The organism is Sphingobacterium sp. BIGb0116, from assembly GCF_024808035.1.
Lineage (GTDB): Bacteria > Bacteroidota > Bacteroidia > Sphingobacteriales > Sphingobacteriaceae > Sphingobacterium > Sphingobacterium paramultivorum.
Window position 1 is genome coordinate 1,041,517 of record NZ_JANUDT010000001.1, and the last position, 21,579, is coordinate 1,063,095.

At 35.5% G+C, this 21,579-nt stretch carries 21 protein-coding genes; 16 read left to right on the top strand and 5 right to left on the bottom strand.

The genetic code is table 11. The features are described from left to right. Positions 1–27: 27 nt before the first annotated feature. The 16 genes from M2419_RS04340 to M2419_RS04415 all read left to right on the top strand — a co-directional run bounded on the left by M2419_RS04340 (position 28) and on the right by M2419_RS04415 (position 17,610). On the top strand, positions 28–1,125 hold the full coding sequence (locus tag M2419_RS04340) for a glycosyltransferase family 4 protein (RefSeq protein WP_153847654.1): 1,098 nt from the start codon (positions 28–30) through the stop codon (positions 1,123–1,125). Between the two features lie 56 nt (positions 1,126–1,181). Further along, the gene (locus tag M2419_RS04345) at positions 1,182–2,096 is read left to right on the top strand and encodes a hypothetical protein (RefSeq protein WP_153847655.1); all 915 of its coding nucleotides are present in this window, start codon (positions 1,182–1,184) and stop codon (positions 2,094–2,096) included. Between the two features lie 13 nt (positions 2,097–2,109). Beyond that, a complete protein-coding gene (locus M2419_RS04350) occupies positions 2,110–3,231 on the top strand; it encodes a glycosyltransferase (RefSeq protein ID WP_153847656.1) in 1,122 nt (373 codons plus the stop codon). 53 nt (positions 3,232–3,284) lie between these two features. After that, entirely contained in the window at positions 3,285–4,385 is a 1,101-nt protein-coding gene (locus M2419_RS04355) for an NAD-dependent epimerase (RefSeq protein ID WP_159728125.1), read from the top strand. Positions 4,386–4,586: 201 nt separating this feature from the next. After that, positions 4,587–5,969, top strand: a complete 1,383-nt coding sequence (locus M2419_RS04360) for a polysaccharide lyase family 1 protein (RefSeq protein ID WP_153847658.1) — start codon at positions 4,587–4,589, stop codon at positions 5,967–5,969. Between the two features lie 97 nt (positions 5,970–6,066). Further along, complete coding sequence (locus tag M2419_RS04365; protein WP_153847659.1) at positions 6,067–7,215, top strand: glycosyltransferase family 4 protein; 1,149 nt, start codon at positions 6,067–6,069, stop codon at positions 7,213–7,215. Between the two features lie 45 nt (positions 7,216–7,260). Beyond that, complete coding sequence (locus M2419_RS04370) at positions 7,261–8,292, top strand: GNAT family N-acetyltransferase (protein ID WP_153847660.1); 1,032 nt, start codon at positions 7,261–7,263, stop codon at positions 8,290–8,292. Between the two features lie 69 nt (positions 8,293–8,361). Beyond that, the gene (locus M2419_RS04375) at positions 8,362–9,165 is read left to right on the top strand and encodes a phytanoyl-CoA dioxygenase family protein (protein WP_153847661.1); all 804 of its coding nucleotides are present in this window, start codon (positions 8,362–8,364) and stop codon (positions 9,163–9,165) included. Positions 9,166–9,198: 33 nt separating this feature from the next. Next, positions 9,199–10,185 (top strand): hypothetical protein, encoded by a 987-nt coding sequence (locus M2419_RS04380; protein ID WP_121125664.1) that lies wholly within the window; start codon positions 9,199–9,201, stop codon positions 10,183–10,185. A 70-nt stretch (positions 10,186–10,255) separates the two neighbouring features. Next, the gene (locus M2419_RS04385; protein ID WP_121125665.1) at positions 10,256–10,750 is read left to right on the top strand and encodes a GNAT family N-acetyltransferase; all 495 of its coding nucleotides are present in this window, start codon (positions 10,256–10,258) and stop codon (positions 10,748–10,750) included. Positions 10,751–11,010: 260 nt separating this feature from the next. Further along, positions 11,011–12,066 carry a GNAT family N-acetyltransferase gene (locus M2419_RS04390; protein WP_153847662.1) on the top strand — a complete coding sequence of 352 codons (1,056 nt, stop codon included), beginning with the start codon at positions 11,011–11,013 and terminating at the stop codon, positions 12,064–12,066. Positions 12,067–12,079: 13 nt separating this feature from the next. Beyond that, positions 12,080–14,032, top strand: a complete 1,953-nt coding sequence (locus tag M2419_RS04395; RefSeq protein ID WP_153847663.1) for a nucleoside-diphosphate sugar epimerase/dehydratase — start codon at positions 12,080–12,082, stop codon at positions 14,030–14,032. 23 nt (positions 14,033–14,055) lie between these two features. Then, positions 14,056–14,457 (top strand): hypothetical protein, encoded by a 402-nt coding sequence (locus M2419_RS04400; protein ID WP_153847664.1) that lies wholly within the window; start codon positions 14,056–14,058, stop codon positions 14,455–14,457. A gap of 534 nt (positions 14,458–14,991) precedes the next feature. After that, a complete protein-coding gene (locus M2419_RS04405; protein WP_153847665.1) occupies positions 14,992–15,738 on the top strand; it encodes a hypothetical protein in 747 nt (248 codons plus the stop codon). A 76-nt stretch (positions 15,739–15,814) separates the two neighbouring features. After that, on the top strand, positions 15,815–16,846 hold the full coding sequence (locus tag M2419_RS04410) for a sensor histidine kinase (protein ID WP_153847666.1): 1,032 nt from the start codon (positions 15,815–15,817) through the stop codon (positions 16,844–16,846). Next, a complete protein-coding gene (locus M2419_RS04415; protein WP_153847667.1) occupies positions 16,843–17,610 on the top strand; it encodes a LytTR family DNA-binding domain-containing protein in 768 nt (255 codons plus the stop codon). Before M2419_RS04410 ends, M2419_RS04415 begins: the two co-directional genes overlap by 4 nt. Positions 17,611–17,622: 12 nt before the next feature. On the opposite strand, the gene M2419_RS04420 is transcribed toward M2419_RS04415, so the two are convergent. The 5 genes from M2419_RS04420 to M2419_RS04440 form a co-directional block, all read right to left on the bottom strand. After that, a complete protein-coding gene (locus tag M2419_RS04420; protein ID WP_153847668.1) occupies positions 17,623–18,192 on the bottom strand; it encodes a Crp/Fnr family transcriptional regulator in 570 nt (189 codons plus the stop codon). Further along, positions 18,179–19,219, bottom strand: coding sequence for an aldehyde reductase (locus M2419_RS04425; protein ID WP_153847669.1), 1,041 nt, complete (start codon positions 19,217–19,219; stop codon positions 18,179–18,181). Before M2419_RS04425 ends, M2419_RS04420 begins: the two co-directional genes overlap by 14 nt. A gap of 53 nt (positions 19,220–19,272) precedes the next feature. Further along, the gene (locus tag M2419_RS04430; protein ID WP_153847670.1) at positions 19,273–19,497 is read right to left on the bottom strand and encodes a hypothetical protein; all 225 of its coding nucleotides are present in this window, start codon (positions 19,495–19,497) and stop codon (positions 19,273–19,275) included. A 70-nt stretch (positions 19,498–19,567) separates the two neighbouring features. Then, positions 19,568–20,116 (bottom strand): biliverdin-producing heme oxygenase, encoded by a 549-nt coding sequence (locus M2419_RS04435; RefSeq protein ID WP_228280151.1) that lies wholly within the window; start codon positions 20,114–20,116, stop codon positions 19,568–19,570. Between the two features lie 36 nt (positions 20,117–20,152). Then, positions 20,153–21,577, bottom strand: a complete 1,425-nt coding sequence (locus M2419_RS04440) for an efflux transporter outer membrane subunit (RefSeq protein WP_153847671.1) — start codon at positions 21,575–21,577, stop codon at positions 20,153–20,155. Positions 21,578–21,579: the final 2 nt, after the last annotated feature.

The window sequence follows — 21,579 nt, forward strand, 5'->3', positions numbered from 1 at the left end:
AATACGATTCTAAAACTCATCAGCAAAATGAAAATCGTTCACATTATAGGTGCACTTAGAAGAGGTGGAGCAGAGCGTTTTGTTGTCGACTTATGTAATGAGTTGGCAAAGAATGATCAGTATCAAATATATTTAATTTCTCTTTGTGATAATGATGCTGATACAACTTTTCTTAATGAAATCAGTGGGAAGATAAGTTATTTATCCCTACACAAGGGCAAAGGTCTAAATTTCCGGGTACTTTTTAAATTGACCAGTTGGCTGGTTAAGCAAAAAGCGGATATAGTTCACACGCACTTAAATGCTTTTGAGTATTTGCTTTTGTATAGATTTATGAGTGGTAATTGCAAGTTTTTTCACACCATCCATTCAACAGCCGAATCCGAATGTCCGAATTTTTTAATTAAGGCATTTCGTAAAACTCTTTACAAGAAGAATAAGGTAATTCCTGTCGCAGTTTCAAATGATGGAGGCAAATCATTTCAGAAATATTATGGTTTGGATAATGTTATTGTAATTGAAAATGGTCGTCCATTTTTAACTCTGACTGATGAATATCCTGTACTTATTAAAAGATATAAAGAAAATATAAACTCTTTCCTTTTAATTCATGTGGGAAGGATTATGAAAGTGAAAAACCAGCAGCTATTAATTGAAGCTGTACAAAAGTTTAATACAAATGAAGAGAAAAAATGCAAACTATTAATAATCGGTGATGTTCGTGATGAATCCTTATATCATCATCTTTATTCACTGATAAAAGACGACCCTTACGTTGAGTTTCTTGGAGGAAAAGAAAATATCGCTGATTTTCTAAGTATGGCAGACTTTTTCTGCTTATCAAGCTTTTATGAAGGGATGCCTATATCCTTAATTGAGGCATTATCAGTTGGATGTATATCGATTTGTACTAAGGCCGGTGGTGTTAAAGATATGATTAAGAATGAGGACACCGGCTTCTTGAGCAATGATAATAGTGTGGATTCATATTATCAAACGATAAAAAGAGCCGTTTTCTATCCAGATAAACAAAAGATAAAAGAAAATAGCCTGAATTCATTTAAACAGCACTACCATATAGGAACTTCGTGTAAGAAACATGTAGATGCATACCTTGTGATCTAAACATAAATACTAAATAAACAGAACCTTTTAAGAATTTGCATAATCAGGTTTGGATAATGAAATTCTTGTTATTTAATCTTGATGAAAACATGAAAAACGTAATTGACAGGTATTTTGGTGCAGACAAATGGAATATAGGATTTGTTAAACAATCTGCTGCAGATTTAATCCGGAGAAAAAGATTTAATGGAAAAGTAGTATGGCTGGAGGAGGATGAAGCCCATTATTCGGCAGACCCCTTTGTTGTCAAAATTAATTCCAGTCTTTTCATCTACTATGAGGAGCTTAACTTTTGGAAAATTAAAGGCAAAATTTCAAGAATTAAAAATTTTAATTTTAGCACTAAACAAAGGATATCTGGCCTTACACCAAAAGGGATACACTTTTCATACCCATACATTTTTGAAGAAAAGTCAAATTTTTATTGCATTCCAGAAACAGCAGATGCAGGTGAAGTAAGTCTGTATCAGCTGGATCATGAAAACTCGACCGAGTTGAAGAAGAAAAGGGTTTTGCTAGTGGGGCCACGCTATGTAGATACTTCGATTATCTACTACAAGGGAAAACATTGGCTATTTACCAATATAGATGGCATGTTAAATAATCTATACATATACTATTCAGATTCATTAGAGGAGGAATTTAAACCACATGCATTAAACCCCATTCCGGTAAGTTCAAAAAATTGCAGGAGTGCCGGAAACTTATTTATAGTAAACGGGCAACTTTACCGCCCAACTCAGAATCTGGAAATCCGTTACGGAGGATCCATAATTATTAATAAGATTTCTGAACTTTCTGAACATTCATTTAAATCAGATCCTGATTTTGAATTATTTCCGGAAGCCCCTTATTTGGAAGGTATGCATAATATCAGCTTTGGAGACAATTTGATTGTTGTAGATGGAAAGAGAAGAACACATTCTCCCATTACTCCCGTACATAGATTATTAAAAAAAGTTCTTTACTAAATATTGGCGCATAATGTTAGCTGAAAAATGTGATTATTTTCAAAGGATGGATACGATTTCAAATAGATTATTATTTGTATCAATGTCTGATACTGCAGGTGGAGCAGAAAATATCCTGTGTATGGCAGCAGGTGTAACAAACAGTCCATTAATATTTCTGAAACATATATTTGATTCTCGCCTTTTCATACCAAAAAAACAGGAGGTAAAGCATTTAACTAAAGGGGCGATGTTGATCGGCTTTTTAAAACTTGTTAAAGAGCTGTACCCTTACAGAAAAGATTACACGATCATAAGCACAAATCCTTACCTAAATTCATATTTAGGCCTACTCAAACGCGTTGGGTACCTAAAATCAAACCTGATTGTCCGTGAATGTACTTCGGTATTTACCCGTTATACAGGTCTCAAAAAATTAAGCTATCAGATAGCTTATAAATTAGGTTATCCAGCCGTTAATTTAATCGTCTGCCAAACGGGAATTATGCGTAATCAGCTATTAGCCCAAAATAAATTTATCCCAAACGATAAGGCTGTAATAATAGAAAATCCGATTGACCTAAATCATATATTAAGAAAAGCAGAAGCCTCTATAGATGAAAGTCTGACAGATTCAGAATTTATTTGCTCAGCCGGCAGGTTAATTCCTGAAAAGGGCTTTTCAATACTAATCCATGCATTTGAAAAAATTGCACAACAGCATGAGAACCTAAAGTTATTGATATTAGGAGAAGGCAAAGAAAGGAAAAATCTCAATACTTTAATAAAAGACACCGGTCTACAAGATCGAGTAATCCTAATGGGGCATGTTGATAATCCAATACCATATTATAAAAAAGCAAAACTATGTGTTGTCTCATCTATTAAAGAAGGATTTCCAAATGTTTTGCTTGAAATGATGGCAGTAAATGACTCCGTTGTTTCAACCCTTTGCGCCGGCGGCATTGAAAAAATACCTTCTATTCTTAAAGTTGAACCCAATAATATCAACTCTTTAACATCAGCTATAGGGTTTGCGCTCGCTGATTATCCCAGCCAGAAAAACGATAGCAGGCAAGACTACCTCAAAGATCGCAGTCCTGAGCTATTTATTAGTTCCATTCTGGAAGAGTTGCACCGGGTAAATAGCTTATAACTTTTAATAAAAAGACTCAAACAATCTATAATTCATCTATAAACTTATATCTTATGAAAATTTTAGTCACAGGCACGGCCGGATTTATTGGCTTCCATTTAGCCAAACGTTTGTTAGAAAGAGGAGATACAGTAGTAGGTATAGATAACATCAATGATTACTATGATGTCAACTTAAAACACGATAGACTTATAGAAACAGGAATAGATGTGACAGAACTAGAATATGGTATAAGTAGGATAAGTACTAAATATCCAAGCTATACTTTTATTAAATTGGATATTTGTGATAGTGAAAGTTTAGCGACTTGTTTTGAAACTTTTCAGTTTGATGCTGTTTGCAACCTTGCTGCACAAGCAGGTGTAAGATACAGTATCACAAACCCTGAAGTTTATGTAGAGACTAATATAAAAGGTTTTTTGAATGTTTTAGAGTGCTGTAGAAATTTTAAAATTAAACACTTACTTTATGCCAGCTCATCAAGTGTGTATGGATTAAATAAGGTAATGCCTTTTTCTACACATGAAAGCGTAAATCATCCCATTTCACTATATGCTGCATCTAAGAAAAGTAATGAATTAATGGCTCATGCCTATAGCTATTTGTTCAATTTGCCAACGACAGGTTTAAGATTTTTTACAGTTTACGGTCCTTGGGGTAGACCAGATATGGCTTTATATATTTTTACTAAAGCAATAATGGAAGGTGAAGAAATAGAAGTTTTCAATAGCGGTGAGATGAGTAGAGATTTTACTTATATTGACGACATTGTCGAAGGCATAGTTCGAGTAATTGATACTCCCGCACAAGCAAATCCAAATTGGAATGCGAAAAGCCCTGATCCTGCGACTTCAAAAGTACCTTACGTTGTTTATAACATTGGAAGAGGAGAACCGGTAAGTTTGTTAAATTTTATTAATGAAATCGAAAAACATACTGGAATTAAAGCCAATAAAGCTTTTTTGCCTATGCAAGCCGGAGATGTTGCCGAAACTTCTGCTAACATTAATGATTTAACCAATAACCTTCATTATCAACCGATAACAAGTGTGGGAACAGGGGTGAAAAATTTTGTAAAATGGTACAACAACTATTATACAGTGTCTTATCAAAATCAGACAAAAATTATACAAACCGCAAATGGTTTGTCATAATACTGTAACATAAGGTTTTTTAACAACTTGAATAATTTTACTCGAAAACAAAAATTTGAAAAACCACAACTAACTAAATATCAAGTCTTAACAAAAAAATATTCAAAATTAAATTAGATAACTACTTCATTATCTGCATTGTGTTTTAATTTACAAATCCTTTAGGTTTGCGCCCAAGATGTAAATTTAAAACACAAATTCATGCAGAAGAAAACAAAATTAATTACAAAAGTGCTAGTATTTAGCTCACTACTGTTTACAATTTTCACCTTTAGTCAATGTCAAAAAGAAGGGGTAGAAAACCTAACAATTGATGCGCCTAACGATGTGGATTTACAAAGTGTTGTTTCAACAACTTCAACTTCTGTATTCACAGTAAATGTTTCAAAAGGTATTTCCGATGGCGGATTTTCGGTACGAATTCCGATGGACGCCAATTTAATAAGCGACACAAACGATAAGCCAACTGCATCAACCGTAAGAGTATTTGAAAATGGTGTTGAAATAGGCCCTTCGCACTCTGTACACCAGGAAATCAGAAACTTAGGTAAAGGTCGTTTCAGTCATAAATCGGGCTTCTTGTTTCTTTCGGCTTCTGATAACTCAGATCCGAGAACCAATCGTAAGAAATACACCTATACTGTAGGAAATCAAAGCATTACATTACCTCCAGTAGTTCCGCCAACCGGTACCACAGATCCTCCAGTATCTACTAATGAACCTATCGGATATGCTTCTGTAAATGGTAAAACAACAGGAGGTGCAGGCGGCCAGACGGTAACTGTGTCAACTTTTTCAGCGCTTCAAAGTGCTGTTTCATCCTCGGCACCATTAATTATACAAGTTTCTGGTACAATTACAGGATCTGGATTACTTAGAGTACAATCTAATAAAACGATTCTGGGCCTTAACGGATCTAAACTGATTGGTGCAAGTTTGTTTATCTACGGGAAGAGCAATATCATTATCCGGAATATGACAATCAGCAAAGTTAAAACATATTCAAATATAATTATCAAAGGTGGTGCACACCACGTGTGGGTAGATCACTGTGACCTTTCATCAGAACGGGTAAGCGACTGGGATTACTATGATGGATTGTTGGACGTAGGAACTGGTGCTGATTACGTTACACTATCATGGAATAAGCTGTACGACAACCATAAAGCTATGCTGATCGGTTTTAGTTACAACGAACCTGAATCTGTTGGTAAACTTCGTGTTACTGTACATAACAACTATTTCTATAATGTTTCAGAACGTTGTCCGAATGTAAGATATGGAACTGTTCATACTTTCAATAACTATTATGACAATGCAGGATTTGTTAGCTCTTTTATGGGGGCAATTGTAAGAGTGGAAAATAGTTATTTCAAAAACACTACGCTTCCGATCAGAACAGAACTTAGTCCTGTAGCAGGTGTTATCAGCGGTGAAAATACCAATATATTTGATAACTCTGGAAAAAACAAAATTACTACGGCCCCTTCAAATTGGGTACCTACTTACGAATATAAATCAGTACTTAGTGCTGCAGCAAATGTTCCATCTATTGTGATGAAAGGTGCTGGCGCAACTTTATAATCAACAGAAGTAAGTTAAAACATTTAATTGCAAGGCCATCTGACTGTAAGTCAGGTGGCCTTTTGGTTCATGTATAATTCTTTTTAATTCCACTATTATGGCAGAAAATAGAAAAAAAGTATTGATAGCGTGCGATTCTCCGCGTACATTACTTGATTTTAGGGGTAAACTCATTGAAGAACTTATCAAGAAGAATGAGGTGTTTGTTTATACCCCAAAAATTTCACAACAGCATGTTCAAGAAAAGCTAAAGAATCTTGGAGTAACTGTTTTTGAAAATCATCTGAACGGAAGTAATGTATCGATCCTCTCCGATCTTACATACATGATTCAATTATACAAGGTTATCAGGAAACTAAGACCGGATATTTTCTTTCCCTACACATTTAAACCTGTAATCTATGGAACTATTATAGCAAAGCTTTGTGGAATAGATTGTATAACTCCGATGTTAACCGGACTGGGGTATAATTTCACCGATAATAGTTCTAAAAAAAGTATAGTGAGCCTGATAACCAAAACACTGCTTAAGTTAAGCCTGATGGAAAACCGGAGGGTCAGAATCATTTTTCAGAACCGAGATGATTATAATAAATTAATAGAATCAGGTATAATCGGAATTAAACATCAGGCATTTGTAGTAAATGGTTCTGGTGTGGATTTGGGCCATTATGATTATTCTGAACCAGAAACTACTAATATCAGTTTTCTAATGATATCCCGCCTTATCAATGCAAAAGGTGTAAATGAGTTTTTTGAAGCCGCGAAAACCATCAGATCCAAATACCCGGATATAAAATTCAGGCTTATTGGTTCTTTTGATGATAACATTGACTCCATTAACAAAGAACTGTATTTCAAAATTCAATCTGGAGATACCTTAGAATATATTGGGCAAGTGGATGACGTAAGACCGTATATAAAAAATTCATCCATCGTTGTACTCCCTTCGTATTATGGAGAAGGTGTTCCCAGATGTATCCTAGAAGGCATGGCCATGGGAAGGGCCATCATTACCAGCGATTCTGTTGGATGTCGTGAAACTGTAAATGTTTCACCTTCCTGTACTAATGGTTTTTTGGTTCCGGTAAAAAATATTCCAGCGCTTGCTTCCAAAATGGAGCACTACATAAATAATACCCGAGATATTATCTCATATGGTATCAATGGTCGAAAATTCGCCAAAGAGAAATTTGATGTGAACCTTGTCAATGCAGAAATGCTGAAAATCATGAACGTTGGCTAGCTTGTACATCTAAAAAACTGTAGTTCTTTAAAAATATTATAAGTCATGGCATATCGCTTGATCAATTTTCAACAATCGGAAGAATGGACAGCATATGTCCATAATTCTGTAAACTATGATTTTTATCATACCTGGCACTATCATTCATTAGAGAAAAACGGGGATCCATTTCTTTTCGTTTACGAAGAATCGGATGTGTTTATTGTGCTACCTCTGCTAAAAAGAGAAATTGAAAATTCAGGTTTATATGACCTGACTTCTGTATATGGTTATTCAGGGCCGATTTCTAATAGAAAATTTGCAGAAATAAGTGACCAGATACTTGAAAATTTCAAGTATTTCTTCTTAAACTTCATGAACACTGGAAGATATATCTGTGTTTTCTGTAGACTTAATCCTTTTATTGACCAGAAAGTGTTGATTGAAAAAATAGGAGGTATTTACAACAATGGTAAAACTGTATACATGGACTTATCCATTTCTATTGAAGAGCAAAGAACAGGCTATGAAAAAAGGATGGGCAGACAAATTAGACACTTGAGAAAGATGCCTTACATTATTAAAGAAGCTAAAACCGGAGATGAAATAAGTTTATTTACGGCCATGTACAATGAGAACATGCACCGGCTGAAAGCAGAAAAAAGCTATTTTTTCAACGAAGATTATTTTGCAGCAATCATTAAAGAGGATAGTTGCAAGTTAATCGTGATGTATGATGGAATTAAAATGATTTGCGGCGCAATTATTATGTGTTGTGGAGGCATAATCCGAAACCATCTGTCTGCCACAGCAGTCGATTATGTTAATCAATCGCCCAGTAAGTTACTCACGGACGAAATAAGTATAATAGGTAGGCAGCTAGGAATGAAGTATTTTCACCTGGGCGGTGGTTTGGGAGGTCGGGAAGACTCCTTATTTAAATTCAAATCATCCTTTTCAAATCTGTTTCTCGAAGATTCTACCTGGAAATTTGTATCGGATACAGTCGTATACAATGATCTGATCAAGGAAAGAAAGAACGATTTAAATATAAATTATTTCCCCTTGTACCGTTACCCTGAAATGGACATTAAATAAAAACAATCCGATTTCAAAATACCGGGTTTTCTAAAAAAAATAAATTTTTAACCATTAAATCTGTATGCTTTGAAAAATATATTTAATTACTCTGGAGCTACTATTAGTGACTTTGAGAATGCAATTGATCAGTTTGGTTGGGTTATATATGAAAACGCTCTTAATGAAGAGCTGATTACTCAAATTATTAATGACCTGGAACCGGCTTATTTGCAAAGAAGAGAAATCCAAACCCAAAACGGTATTGAAACAAATATGGAGGGAACCCTTCATCATTTATTGGAATGTGACAATTTTAGTTTACATTTTTTAGAACAAATGTTTTGTGATAAGGAAATACGCTTCTTTTTAGGTGGAAACTATATTTTAAATGGGTTTAGCGCGGTTATTAACATGAAAAACGATAGGCCGTATGTTCAAAATATTCATCGGGATTTGAGAAGTTTTACCGGAAATATGAAAATGATGATCCAAATGATTGTGTTGCTTGATCATTTTACAGAAGAGAATGGTGCTACTTATTTACTTTCAGGCTCACACAAAGAAGATATTAAACCAAGTGAGGAATATTTTTACAAACACGCTGACAGGGCGATAACAAAAAAAGGCAGTATTATCTTGTTTGATTCTAACTTATGGCATGCTGCCGGTAAAAATTATACTGAAAATGCTAGAAAAGTATTAACATTAAGTTTCACCAAACCATTCTTTAAGCCGATGTTTGATTTTCCAAGATATTTAGGTTATGAATTTGGAGAATCTTTAAGTGAAAGCTTAAGGCAAGTTGTTGGTTACAACGCCAGAATTCCATCAGATTTGTACGAGTTTTATCAACCTCCTCATAAAAGAATGTATTTATCGAGTCAAGGTTAATAGTTTTTTGAGAAAATTTAACTTCCAATTTTTATGAAAGATCAAAAAGAACTTCAGAAAACCATTGGAGGCTTTTTTCAGTTACAACTCTCAAATGGCGAAGAATACTATCCTTCACTCATAAAATTAAATACAACCAGAAATGCATTAGAATATATATTGAAGGTTAAGGGGTATACTAAAATTTATATACCCTATTTTACGTGTGATACGATATTGGAACCTATGTTAAAATTGGCAGTTCCATATGAGTTTTATACACTGGATAAACAGTTAGACCCTATTGTTGATTTTGAAATTGGATATACTGAATGCTTTTTGTATACCAACTATTTTGGCATAAAACAGCATACAGTAGAAAAATTAAGCAAAAACGTTAAAAATTTAATTGTTGATAATTCGCAGGCCTTCTTTTCAAAACCAATAGATAACATCGATACAATATATTCATGCAGAAAGTTTTTTGGCGTCTCTGATGGTGCTTACTTGCAACTTAATAGTAGTCTCCGATTGAACATAGAAACGGACATATCTTTTGATAGATTGTTACATCTTATAAAGAGTATCGATGTTGGGAGTGAAAATTCATATGGGGATTTTGTTGAAAACGATAAAAGTCTTGAAAACAACGATATAAAAAAGATGTCTGTTCTAACGCAGAAAATTCTTTCTGGAATTAATTATCAAAACAGTGAAAAAATAAGAAAACAAAACTATAATTATCTGCAGGAAAATTTGGCTCTAATAAATGAACTTGATATTGAAATACCTTTAGATGCTGTTCCTATGGTATACCCTCTTCTTATTTCAAATGATAAAGTTAAAACTAAACTTATAGCGAATAAAATATTTGTTCCTACCTATTGGCCTAATGTTTTTAAGTGGACAAACGAACAGATGTTTGAAAATCATCTGGCAAAACACCTTGTCCCACTACCAATAGATCATCGGTATACTATAAAAGATATGGAACGAATAGTTTGTGTGTTGAAAGATATAATACATGAACTAGCATCTTAGTTCTATTTACTAGCCTCTTTATTTTTTGATTCACATTATGAATTTACTTTAAATCTTTTAAAAAAATAGGATGGATAATTTAGTTTATATAAGACCATTGGTTTTAAGCGATGCAAATGTCTCTTATCAGTGGAGAAATGATTCTGACATCTGGAAATATACTGAATTTAAACCTGATAGATACGTTTCTTTAGAAACTGAACAGGAATGGATAAAAGGCAAATTAGAGAATAAGGATGAACGACGGTTTGCAATTTGTCTTAAAGAAAACAATCAATACATAGGAAATATTCAGTTATTAACTATAAATAATGGACTGGCATCCTTTCATATATTCATAGGTGAAAAAAGCTTATGGGGAAACGGAATAGGCAAGCAAGCTACAAAGCTTATATTAAAGTATGCTTTTTTCGAACTAGGTTTAAAATGTGTCTTATTAGAGGTAAATCCATTAAATATTCCTGCTTATAAAACTTACGAAAGAATGGGTTTTGTTGCAGTAGGCTCCAATGAAGTAAATGGATTTATTAAAATGAAATTAAATAAAAAAGAGTTTCCCATCTAACCTTAGTTCACTTACTATCATGAGAAAATTAATTACTCTTTTTCACAAAGAGCAATGGAAAGCCTACGTATGGCGCCAATGAGCCAATATATAATTCCTTAGTTGATCGTATAGGAATCGATCCTAATAATAAGATTGAGTATTTCCCCTTATACAGATACGACTTTATACCGTTAAATAATGCAATACTCCAATATTAGCTGATATATGTTAGTATTTGATTAACCTCTTGGTCTTGTGACCACCTAAAAATGTACCCCATGATTAAATTACTTACCCTTAACGAAAGAAGCGAATGGAATTCTTACATTAAACGCTCTTTTGTACACGATTTTTATCATACCTGGCATTATCATTCTTTAGACAATAGTGGTAATCCTATACTCTTGATTTATGAAGAAGGTGAAAATTTCATAGCCTTTCCGTTCCTCAAAAGAGTTATCCCTGATTCGCCATTTTTTGATTTAAGCTCTGTGTATGGATATCCTGGACCAATTGCAAGTAAAAAATTCGAACACCTGGATGAAGGATTAATCGATAATTTTAAAAAGTCATTTTTAAAATTTCTGAAAAACGAACAGATAGTCTCCGTATTCTCCCGATTGAACCCTTTTTTTGATCAGTATATTTTGATGAAAGAATTTGAGGGGGTTCATGAAAATGGACTTACTGTTGCACTCGATCTGAATTTACCTTTAGATGTTCAGCGTAAAAAGTACGATCGGTCTGCCACTAGAGCGATCAAAAGGTGCCGGAATAAAGGATACTTCGTAAAGGAATCAAAACGACAGGAAGATATTGATACATTCATTGATATCTATACAGAAAACATGCGTCGAATCGGCTCAACTGAATACTATTTATTTGATAAACAATACTTTACAAACCTAATTCATTCAAAAGAGTTTGATTGCAGATTATTATTGGTTTATTTAGGTGATGAAATTACATGTGCAATGATCATCTCTTTTTCTCACGGCATTATTCAGGCACATTTGGTTGCTACTAAAGCATCATATTTAAATCAATCTCCTGCAAAATTTCTAGTTGATGAAATTACCATTATTGGACGGGAAAGGGGAATGAAGTTTCTTCATCTAGGTGGGGGGCTCGGCTTTAAAGAAGATTCCCTGTTCCGATGGAAATCGGCTTTTTCAGATCTGTTCTTAAACTATAAAAGTTTCCGGTTCATTGCAAACCGCAAAGCATACAACTATTTGCTTGATAAGCGCGGAATTGATAAAAAAATAGCAATCGACTATTTCCCTTTATACAGAGCTTTCATTACCTTATTTTCCTCTCTATCATTTATCTAAAATTACTCTTATTATGAAAAAGTTATTATTTAGCAATAAAGTACATTCAAGATGGCTGATATTATTGATCGATCAGTTAATCGTAATCTGGACACTCTTTATGTCTTTATTGCTGACAAAAAAAACTGAATCTGCTGAATTGTTTTACACCAGCAATATCCTATATATAGGACTTTACAGTGTGATCTCTATTTACGTGTTTATCAACATGAGAATTCATACAGGAATCATAAGATATTCCAATACAGAAGATATCTTCCGCGTATTCATGGCAGTGCTAATAAGCAGTATTGGTTTTATGCTTATCAGTAATTTGTTTGTTGCTCCATATTTTAAACTTCCGTGGAAATGGTTTGACAAAGTACTGTTATTGAACTTTTTTATTTCTTCATCCTTGTTAATTATTTTGAGAATAGCCGTCAAACACATTTTTGGATATTTAAAAGATTTACAACCCGGAAATATAAAGGATAATATTTTAATTTATGGAACTGACAGCACCTCAATTCTGGTGAAAAAAGCATTGGATACCTGTCAGGAAACACCTATAAATGTCTTTGGTTTTATTGATGATGATCTGGATAAAATAAACAAACATATAGAACAAAAAAATGTATATCCGTCATTTTGCATAGAAACTCTTAAGAAAAAATATGCTATCAATAAAGTTTTATTAGTTGGCAACGATCTAAATATTAATGGAAAAAAGAAAGCAATTGAAAAATGTATAGAACTGGGTATTAAAGTAGTTACAGTGCCGTCTTCTGATAAATGGCTATATGGTAAATTAAGTCCTAATCAGATACAGGACTTGAAAATTGAAGATCTTTTACAACGGGAACCTATTATCCTCAAAAAGAATAATGTATCAAAAGAGATAAACGGAAAGAGAGTTTTGATTACCGGAGCAGCAGGCTCAATAGGCTCCGAAATTGTACGTCAGGTTTTAAACTATAAACCAGAGTATATCATCCTCTGCGATCAGGCAGAAACACCTTTACACGAACTTCAGCTTGAAATTCAAGATTATTATCCCGAAGGTAAAACCAAAATATTCATGGCCAACATCCAGAACAAAAGCCGAATGAAAACACTGTTTGAAGAATTTAAACCACAGATTGTTTTTCACGCAGCGGCTTATAAACATGTTCCGATGATGGAAAATAATCCTGCAGAAGCTATATTAACCAACGTATTAGGTACGAAAAACATATCCGAGCTTTCGATAGATCATGAGGTAGAAAAGTTTATTATGATTTCTACAGACAAAGCTGTAAAACCCACTAATATTATGGGAGCTTCTAAACGTCTTGCAGAAATGTATATCCAATCGCTAAATAACAATAATATATTATCAGCTTCGGAGAACGTTAGAGCAAATTTTAAGAGTTTACTTAAACCAAAAACTAAATTTATTACGACCCGTTTCGGGAATGTTATGGGGTCAAACGGATCTGTCATTCCGAGATTTAAAGCTCAGATAGAAAAGGGTGGCCCAATAACAGTTACCCATCCAGAAATAACCAGATATTTTATGACTATTCCTGAATCTGTACAATTGGTATTGGAAGCTGCAGCAATGGGAAATGGAGGTGAAATCTTTATTTTTGATATGGGAGACCCGGTTAAGATTGTTGATCTGGCAAAGAACATGATCAAACTTGCCGGCATGACGCCTGATAAGGATATCAAAATTGTTTTTACCGGACTACGCCCCGGAGAAAAGTTATATGAGGAGTTACTCCTTTTAGAAGAAGAAACTATTCCGACCCATCATCAAAAGATTAAAATATCTAAAATTATTGATTATAGCTTTAATTATGTTCATCAGGTTACAGAGGAATTATTGTGCTTAAATAGCTTGAACAATGACTATGAAATGGTAAAAAAAATGAAAGAAATTCTACCAGATTTCATCAGTAATAATTCCAAATATGAAGAGCTAGACTTTTGTGAGACTAATTAGATCAACTTTAACATTTTTTTATTATGGGCATACACGTAGGAAATATTCTAAAACAGGTTCTTCGAATGGAACGTATTGGGATTAGCGAATTATCCCGAAAGCTTAAAGTAAGTAGAAGAACAATATATAATTGGTTTGAACAAGAGAATTTGAATCTTCAAATTCTCTTAGAAGTTGGTAATATAATTGGACACGATTTCACGGCCGAACTACCGGAAACGTTAGTAAAAAACCATCGTCACGTGCTTAGTACACAAGATGCTTCTTCTGTAAAAAATACAGATGCCGATAATAATTCTGTTTATTTCTGGATGAATAAATATATTGGCTTGTTAGAAAAATATAATGATCTATTAAATCTCATTTCCGAGAACTCACCTTCAAATAAGAATTCAACAGGCAAAAATGGTTATTTTTTATTGTAAAGATGACCTGAAGCCTACCCTCCTATTGTAATCTCACCCTAACTAGCTATATCCAAAACTAAATAATTCAAAATTAGTGCCAGTGCTGATCGATACGATCTTAAAGTAAAAAATATAACAGATCATGTCAGTCAAATAACTAAAAATAATGAAAATCTGGTTAGCACGTATACTGCTTTTAAAATCAGAAAAACGCTACCTGAAATTGAAAAATATCAAAATGCGCATCCTCTAAAAACAGATAGCCTGAATACTTTCATTATCAAGCAGAATAAATTGCTGGATGAATTAAAAAAAATTAAATAAATGTGCGGCTTCTTACTTTCGTCCATCCAAGCCCGTATCATCCTTTCCCTATTAAAAGCTAACCCCATCTGTCCATCGCTTGCCACTGCAATCAGACCGACGTCTGATTGATCTCAAAGCCTAATTTCCTCAGTTCATTCGATTTTTTCCTGCGTTCATTGTTTTGTTATTGAATAAAAAACAGCACCATAATATTTTTGCTTCATCAAACAATTAAAATCAAAAAAGATGAACAGAGAATTAGTATTTTTAAGAATTTTCGCAGTTGCAACTGTTATAGGAATTACATTAATTTCATTAACTGCATTTAAAAAATCAGGAAACCAAAAATTTAGTGAAATAGATGTAGAACGTATCAACATTGTGGAAAAAGACGGAACGGTAAAAATGGTTATTACCAATGTAGATCGTTTTCCGAACGGAACTAGCAAAATCAATAATCGCCCGACCAACGCAGACCGAAAAAAACGTTCGGGAATGTTATTCTTTAACGAAGAAGGCATAGAATGTGGCGGATTTATCTATGACGGAAGAAAAACAGAAAACGGACATTCGGCGGGGCTTTCTCTGACTTACGACCAATATGATGGCGACCAAGTAATGCAATTACTGACACAAGATATTGGAAAAGGCGACAAACGATCTGTTAGCAGTACGTTGGCGTTCAACGATCGACCAGACAAAGAATCGCAACTCAAAACAATGGAAATCATGCAAGAACTTGAAGTACTTCGCAAAAAAGATCCAAAAGCAATGGAAGAAAAATACAAAGAATATGAAGCACAAGGAATACTTGGTGGCGTTCCACGAGTAATGCTTGGTAAATCCAGAAGTCAAAACAACGGATTGTTTCTTTTTGATGATAAAGGCATGCCAAAAGCGATGTTTTATGTGGACAAAGAAAACAATGCAAAACTAGATTTCTATGATGAAACAGGAAACGTCATGGCTTCATTTCCCGAAAAGAAAAATTAATTAGTTTCAGCATAAAAAATAGTCCTGCAACATCTCAGGACTATTTTTTTTTTGTAAATTGTCATATCAAACTTCAATGAAGAATATCATCCACAAAATATATCAAATCCGACATTTTTTGCTGTTCATTTTACTGTTCGCTTACATACAATCCATTTACACGCGAATAGCAGTAAGACGGCAAATAAATGCTTACATATTCACTCCAGAAGCAGCTTTGGCTACAGTAATTGGAGCAGGAATTTTGTTTTTGATTATTCTTTTCTTCATTCGAAAATGGCAAGGAACAGATACGTTCAGTAATCAAACAATGCTGAAAATTTTTGGCACTTCGTTGCTTTCATTTGTAATTTCTATGCAGTTGATAGGATTATTGATAGCATTTGCTTTTGGAAATATAGAGCGAAATTTCAACCAACAAGCCTTTACTCTTTCCTTGTTTTCTGATTTTTTGAATGGCGTTATTTACGGTAGTTTTTTCCTTGCCTATCACTATTTCAATAAAAATAAAAAACACCAACAAAAACTAGCAATATATAACCAATCTTTGGCAGAAAGTAAAATCAATCAACTCAAAGCACAACTTAATCCGCATTTTTTGTTCAATAATCTAAATGTATTGGATCAATTAATTGAAGAAGACAAACAAAAAGCATCTGATTTTCTGAACGAATTTGCCGAAATTTATCGTTATGTATTGCAAGCATCAGATAAGGAATTGACAGATATTGATCAGGAAATCGATTTTGCTAAACAATATTTCAAACTCATTCAGTATAAGTATGGAAATGCCTATAAGCTAAACATCGAAACCCAAAATGCAAAAGGTTTTATTGTTCCGCTTACTTTGCAATTATTAATCGAAAATGCACTTCAACACAATATAGGTTCACAAGAAAATCCTGTTTATATCAAAATAAATATTGATGAAAATATTTTTGTTTCAAATAATATAAATCTGAAGCGAAATACAAAGCTAACATCAGGACGAGCACTGAAAAACCTGAAAGAACAATATCAATTGCTTTCAAAAAAACCAATTGAAATTCATCAAACCGAAAAAGAATTTTCTGCAACTGTCCCTATTATTCATAAACAAAGTAAATGACAAAAATACTCATCATAGAAGACGAAATTCCGGCTCGAAAAAAGCTAAAAAGATTTATTGAAGAAGTAAATTCCTCAACCGAAATCATCGCCGAATTAGATACAGTTCAATCTGCTGTGTTTTTTTTGAAAAGCCACCAACCTGACCTTATTTTTTCGGATATTGAACTTTTGGACGGAAATGCTTTTGAGATTTACCAGCAAGTTTATATTTCGTGTCCTATCATTTTCACCACGGCTTACGACCAATTTTGGATGGATGCTTTTGATGGCAATGGTATCGCATATTTACTGAAACCTTTCTCTAAAGAACGATTTCTAAAAGCGTGGGACAAATATCTTTTACTTGGAAATGCTACTTCAAATGAAGAAAAGGCAATCGTCAATCTAACCAAATTTTTTCAGCAAAATTTCATCCAAAAACAGTATAAAAAACGTTTTTCCATCAATACGAATCAAGGGATTTATTTCTTAGAAACAGAAAACATTTTGTTTTTTGAAGCCGATGAAGGAATTATTTTTGCTTACGATACCAAAGGTAAGAAACATCTACTTACTGAAACTACATTGAAAGAAATTGAGGAGCAACTCAACCCTTTGGACTTTTTCCGTATCAACCGAAGTGAATTTGTTCACAAACCTTACATCGAAAAGATCGAACGATATAAAAAAAATACGCTTGCTATCAAATTAAAAGAATTTGAAACTTATTTAAAAACCAGTCAAAGCAATACGGCGACATTTCGGGAATGGATTGAAAAATAAGAGCGATCGCATTTAAGTGAGCTCTTTCCTTATTCTGCTCAAGGACTGCGGCGTAATCTTGAGATAAGAAGCGATATATTGCTGTGGAACCTGTTGAACGATCGCTGGGTAACGTCGTAAAAGTTCCAAGTATTTGGTTTTCGCATCGCCATAATTCAGAAAATCATTATCCTTTATTTTTTGAAGCAATGAAGCCTCACTAAAGGTTTTGAAATAAACATATAGATTTGGAATGGTCTGAAAATACCGTTCAAAAGCTGAAAAAGCTATCGTATAGATCTTGCTGGCAACAACTGCCTGAATAGCCTCTGTAGCCGGCTGCCTAGTATAGTAACTTTCAAGATTTGCGAAAAATTGGTGCTCCTTGATAAAATGCTTCGTGACATCATTGCCTGATATATCCGCACCCAGCAAACGTAAGATACCGCTTTCAACAAAGAGAATCTCAGACGCTACTTCATGGAGTTCTTCGATATAGGTACCCGCTTTTACCTGGCGTAATTTAAAACTCGCAGCAAGCAGATCAATATCGCTTGCAGCAAGTATTCCTCCAAAAGCAAGTGCAGCCCTAAGTTTTTCCATTATTTTTTACGATTTGTAGTTCCAATAGACTGTTTGCGCAGGCGATTACCGCTTCCTTGACCGGAATGGGCTTCCATCCCAGTTCTCTCTGCGCTTTACTGATATCTGTTTTCCTCCGAACCATCTCCAACAAAACCGGTTTGAGCTCGGGGCGAAATTGCGCCAGCATCCTTGTTATAAAGTTAGGAAATTCTGCTGTAGGAATTTTATGTCCCGGAAAATGATCTTTAAGGATGAGCGCAACAGCCTTGAGCGTTAAATACCCCGTGGCAGCGATATACCTATTGCCGGTTGCGTCCGGGCTTTCCATGGCCAAAATAAGGAGATCTGCTACAGAACGGACATCGACAAGATCGAAACCGATCTTAGGCAAAGCGGGATAACTCCCGTTCATCAAGGCGACAACGATCTCTGCAGAAGTACCATAATCTTTTTCGATCACCGGCCCCAAAATAGCCCCTGGACATACCGTAACCAATTCCAGCGAGCTAGCATCTTGTCTGATAAAATCCCAGGCGGCCTTCTCGGCGATGGTTTTACTTTTATAATAGGGCGTAAGATCACTCTCGCGGCTTATATCCGTCCAATCGCTTTCCGTTAAAATTTTGTTGGGTTCTTTATTTTGTCTACCATAAGCAATAGCGGCTAAAGAAGAGGTCATCACAACCCGCTTAACATTGTTGTCTACCGCGGCACTCAAAATATTTAACGTACCGTTTTTTGCAGGTACGATTAATTCATCCTCATTCTTGGGCAGTGTTGTCGGGAAAGGTGATGCAACATGCTGGATAAAGTCCACTCCTTTTGCAAGATCGTTCCAGATACTTGCATCGTTTAAATCTGCGACTGCAAAGTGCAGCTTATCCAAATGATCGGTATGTTGGCCAATCACCTCCTTTATCGATGATATGCGATCTCTGTTCCGTAGTGTACCTATCACCTCATAGCCTTTATTGAGCAATTGAATGGCCGTATGTGCACCTAAAAAACCGGTAACTCCGGTCAGTAATACTTGCTGATTTTTCATTTCCTTTTATTTATAAAGTTCGGATGATCTCATCAAGCTACCATTACCATTTGTTAAGAAATAAGGCTTTTTACATCTTTTGTGATTAGTTGCGCTACTTCACCTATCTCGGAGCAGATATAAACGGTTTTATCCATCTTTTCCAGATAAAGAGCAAACTCGTCGAGTACCTCAACGTCATTCCCGACGAGAATAAAACAGTCGAAAAGATGACCAAGGCTTCCAAGGGTTTCTATTTTTAAGCTTAATCTCTTTTGGAAAAAAATCATAACAATCATAACACATATTTTTAGAATACTTAAATGGCGCCCCGCTGACACCAAAAAACAACGGGGACACCATAGATAATCAGATTTGAAATGCATCAGCAAATCGGGCAAACGTTTCTCGTGCCGCATAAATGGCATCTGCAGCATGTTCTTCCGAAATATTTGCACGCAAAACATCAATAAAGACATTCCATTTCTGATTTGTTTCTGAACCATAGCCGGAGAAGAACGATACTCCTTCAGTTATTCCGTATTTCCCAAGCATTTGAACAATGACCATCCCGCCCATCACGGAACCCTCCATGACGTAAAGTGCACCCAGCGCCTTTGCCATACTGTCGATGGTAGGGACATGTACTTCTGGAAGTTCGTTCAGGTCTCCACCTAAGTCCACGATATCCTCAGCAAGACTAACGGCATGTCGCCTTTCGGGATAATCTGCCAATATATTCGCAGTGATATATGGAGCAATGGCTTCTTCTAAATTCTTGAAATAGCTATAAAATATTTTCAACAGATCTGCGTATTCCGCATTGCTACGGATCGACTTTAATCTGGCGACAACCAATTTCTCCAATTGTTGGTGCGGTGAGGCGGTTTGATTTCTTAATTCTTCTTGTATCATCATTATTGTTTTTTATTGTAAAAGGTGATTTTTGTTCTATCATTCTACACCGCCACCCAGACTGCGATACAGGTCGGCAATGGCAGACAGCTCCTGACGTCGGACAGATGCGAGGTCAAGTTCGCTCTGCAATACATTAACCTGTGCTGTAATCACTTCGAGATAGTTTGCCATGCCATTCACGAAAAGGGTATTGGCATTTGCTGTTGCCTGCTGCAGTGTATTGACACGTTGGGCTGTAATGTACTGCTGCTGTTTCAGCTTCTCGATCTTTACTATGGCATCGGAGACCTCTCCAACCGCTCCCAAGACTGTTTTTTGAAATGCAACAATTGTTTTCTCTCGTTCAATAGCAGCTATCTTATACTGTGTGCTAAGTTCCTTATGCTGGAGTAATGGCTGTACGATAGTTCCGCCCACAGTACCAAAGAGTGCTCCCGGAATATTGAACCAATCGCTTGCTTTCAGTGCCCCCACTCCGCCTGCGGCAGTAATTCGAAGTGCAGGATACATCTGCGCTTTGCTGATGCCTACTTTTGCATTCGCAATCACCAGGTCCAGCTCGCGGCTCCGGACATCTGGTCGTCGCCGAACCATATCAATGGGCACACCAGTAGAGAGCTGCTCCGGAAACTTAATCTCATGAAGCACAGTACGCCCCAGCTGTATACCCGGCAATTCACCAGCAAGCACATGTAGCGCATTCTCCTGCAATATGATTTCCTTTTCAAGTTGCGGGATCAGCTCCGCGACTGCCAGTCGCTGTGCCTCTGCTTGCTGAACCGCCAAATAGGTGGCCTGCCCCATTTTATACTGCACATTTGTAATACGCAAAGTACTATCATTTAATGCCATATTCGCTACTGCGACACGACGCTGCTGATCTAGCATAAGAAGATTATAATAGCCTTTTGAAACACTGATAATAAGATCGGTCTGCAAGGCTTTACGAGCCTCATCACTCTGTAAATAAGCGGCAAGCACGGCTTTGTTGGAATTACGGATCTTTCCCCATACATCGGCTTCCCAAGTCAAACTGGCTCCTAAGGAATAATCCTCGATATGATTGGCCCCTAAAAACTGACTTGCCGTCATCCCGTTGAGGCTGTAATTAGAAGGATTACTTGTATTTCCCGTTGCATTGAGACTGACAACAGGTAGATTGTTCCATTTTGACTGCCGTACAAGCAGATGTGCTGATTCGATATTTTTCAGCGCGACCTGCATGTCAAAGTTTTTCTTCAGGGTACTATCGATCATTACCTGCAACACTTTATCCGTGAAAAAACTCTTCCATGGCAGCATTGCGATACCAAGCGTATCTTTATCGGTCTCTCCACGGAAAGCCGCAGGAAGTTCTGGTTTGGGCAACTGGACGTCTTTAGTGATCGCACAGCCAACCAAGGTGCCTAGTAATGCAGTGATAAGAATAATTTGACGATAGTTTTTAGTTAAATAGCTCATAA

Bases quoted from the DNA above. Each gene is read 5' to 3' on its own strand.
- M2419_RS04420 (WP_153847668.1), bottom strand. From the start codon at position 18,192: ATGGAAAAACTTAGGGCTGCACTTGCTTTTGGAGGAATACTTGCTGCA.
- M2419_RS04410 (WP_153847666.1), top strand. From the start codon at position 15,815: ATGAAGAATATCATCCACAAAATATATCAAATCCGACATTTTTTGCTG.
- M2419_RS04345 (WP_153847655.1), top strand. From the start codon at position 1,182: ATGAAATTCTTGTTATTTAATCTTGATGAAAACATGAAAAACGTAATT.
- M2419_RS04350 (WP_153847656.1), top strand. From the start codon at position 2,110: ATGTTAGCTGAAAAATGTGATTATTTTCAAAGGATGGATACGATTTCA.
- M2419_RS04440 (WP_153847671.1), bottom strand. From the start codon at position 21,577: ATGAGCTATTTAACTAAAAACTATCGTCAAATTATTCTTATCACTGCA.
- M2419_RS04390 (WP_153847662.1), top strand. From the start codon at position 11,011: ATGATTAAATTACTTACCCTTAACGAAAGAAGCGAATGGAATTCTTAC.
- M2419_RS04405 (WP_153847665.1), top strand. From the start codon at position 14,992: ATGAACAGAGAATTAGTATTTTTAAGAATTTTCGCAGTTGCAACTGTT.
- M2419_RS04355 (WP_159728125.1), top strand. From the start codon at position 3,285: ATGAAAATTTTAGTCACAGGCACGGCCGGATTTATTGGCTTCCATTTA.
- M2419_RS04430 (WP_153847670.1), bottom strand. From the start codon at position 19,497: ATGATTGTTATGATTTTTTTCCAAAAGAGATTAAGCTTAAAAATAGAA.
- M2419_RS04380 (WP_121125664.1), top strand. From the start codon at position 9,199: ATGAAAGATCAAAAAGAACTTCAGAAAACCATTGGAGGCTTTTTTCAG.
- M2419_RS04365 (WP_153847659.1), top strand. From the start codon at position 6,067: ATGGCAGAAAATAGAAAAAAAGTATTGATAGCGTGCGATTCTCCGCGT.
- M2419_RS04400 (WP_153847664.1), top strand. From the start codon at position 14,056: ATGGGCATACACGTAGGAAATATTCTAAAACAGGTTCTTCGAATGGAA.
- M2419_RS04370 (WP_153847660.1), top strand. From the start codon at position 7,261: ATGGCATATCGCTTGATCAATTTTCAACAATCGGAAGAATGGACAGCA.
- M2419_RS04435 (WP_228280151.1), bottom strand. From the start codon at position 20,116: ATGATGATACAAGAAGAATTAAGAAATCAAACCGCCTCACCGCACCAA.
- M2419_RS04360 (WP_153847658.1), top strand. From the start codon at position 4,587: ATGCAGAAGAAAACAAAATTAATTACAAAAGTGCTAGTATTTAGCTCA.
- M2419_RS04385 (WP_121125665.1), top strand. From the start codon at position 10,256: ATGGATAATTTAGTTTATATAAGACCATTGGTTTTAAGCGATGCAAAT.
- M2419_RS04340 (WP_153847654.1), top strand. From the start codon at position 28: ATGAAAATCGTTCACATTATAGGTGCACTTAGAAGAGGTGGAGCAGAG.
- M2419_RS04395 (WP_153847663.1), top strand. From the start codon at position 12,080: ATGAAAAAGTTATTATTTAGCAATAAAGTACATTCAAGATGGCTGATA.
- M2419_RS04415 (WP_153847667.1), top strand. From the start codon at position 16,843: ATGACAAAAATACTCATCATAGAAGACGAAATTCCGGCTCGAAAAAAG.
- M2419_RS04425 (WP_153847669.1), bottom strand. From the start codon at position 19,219: ATGAAAAATCAGCAAGTATTACTGACCGGAGTTACCGGTTTTTTAGGT.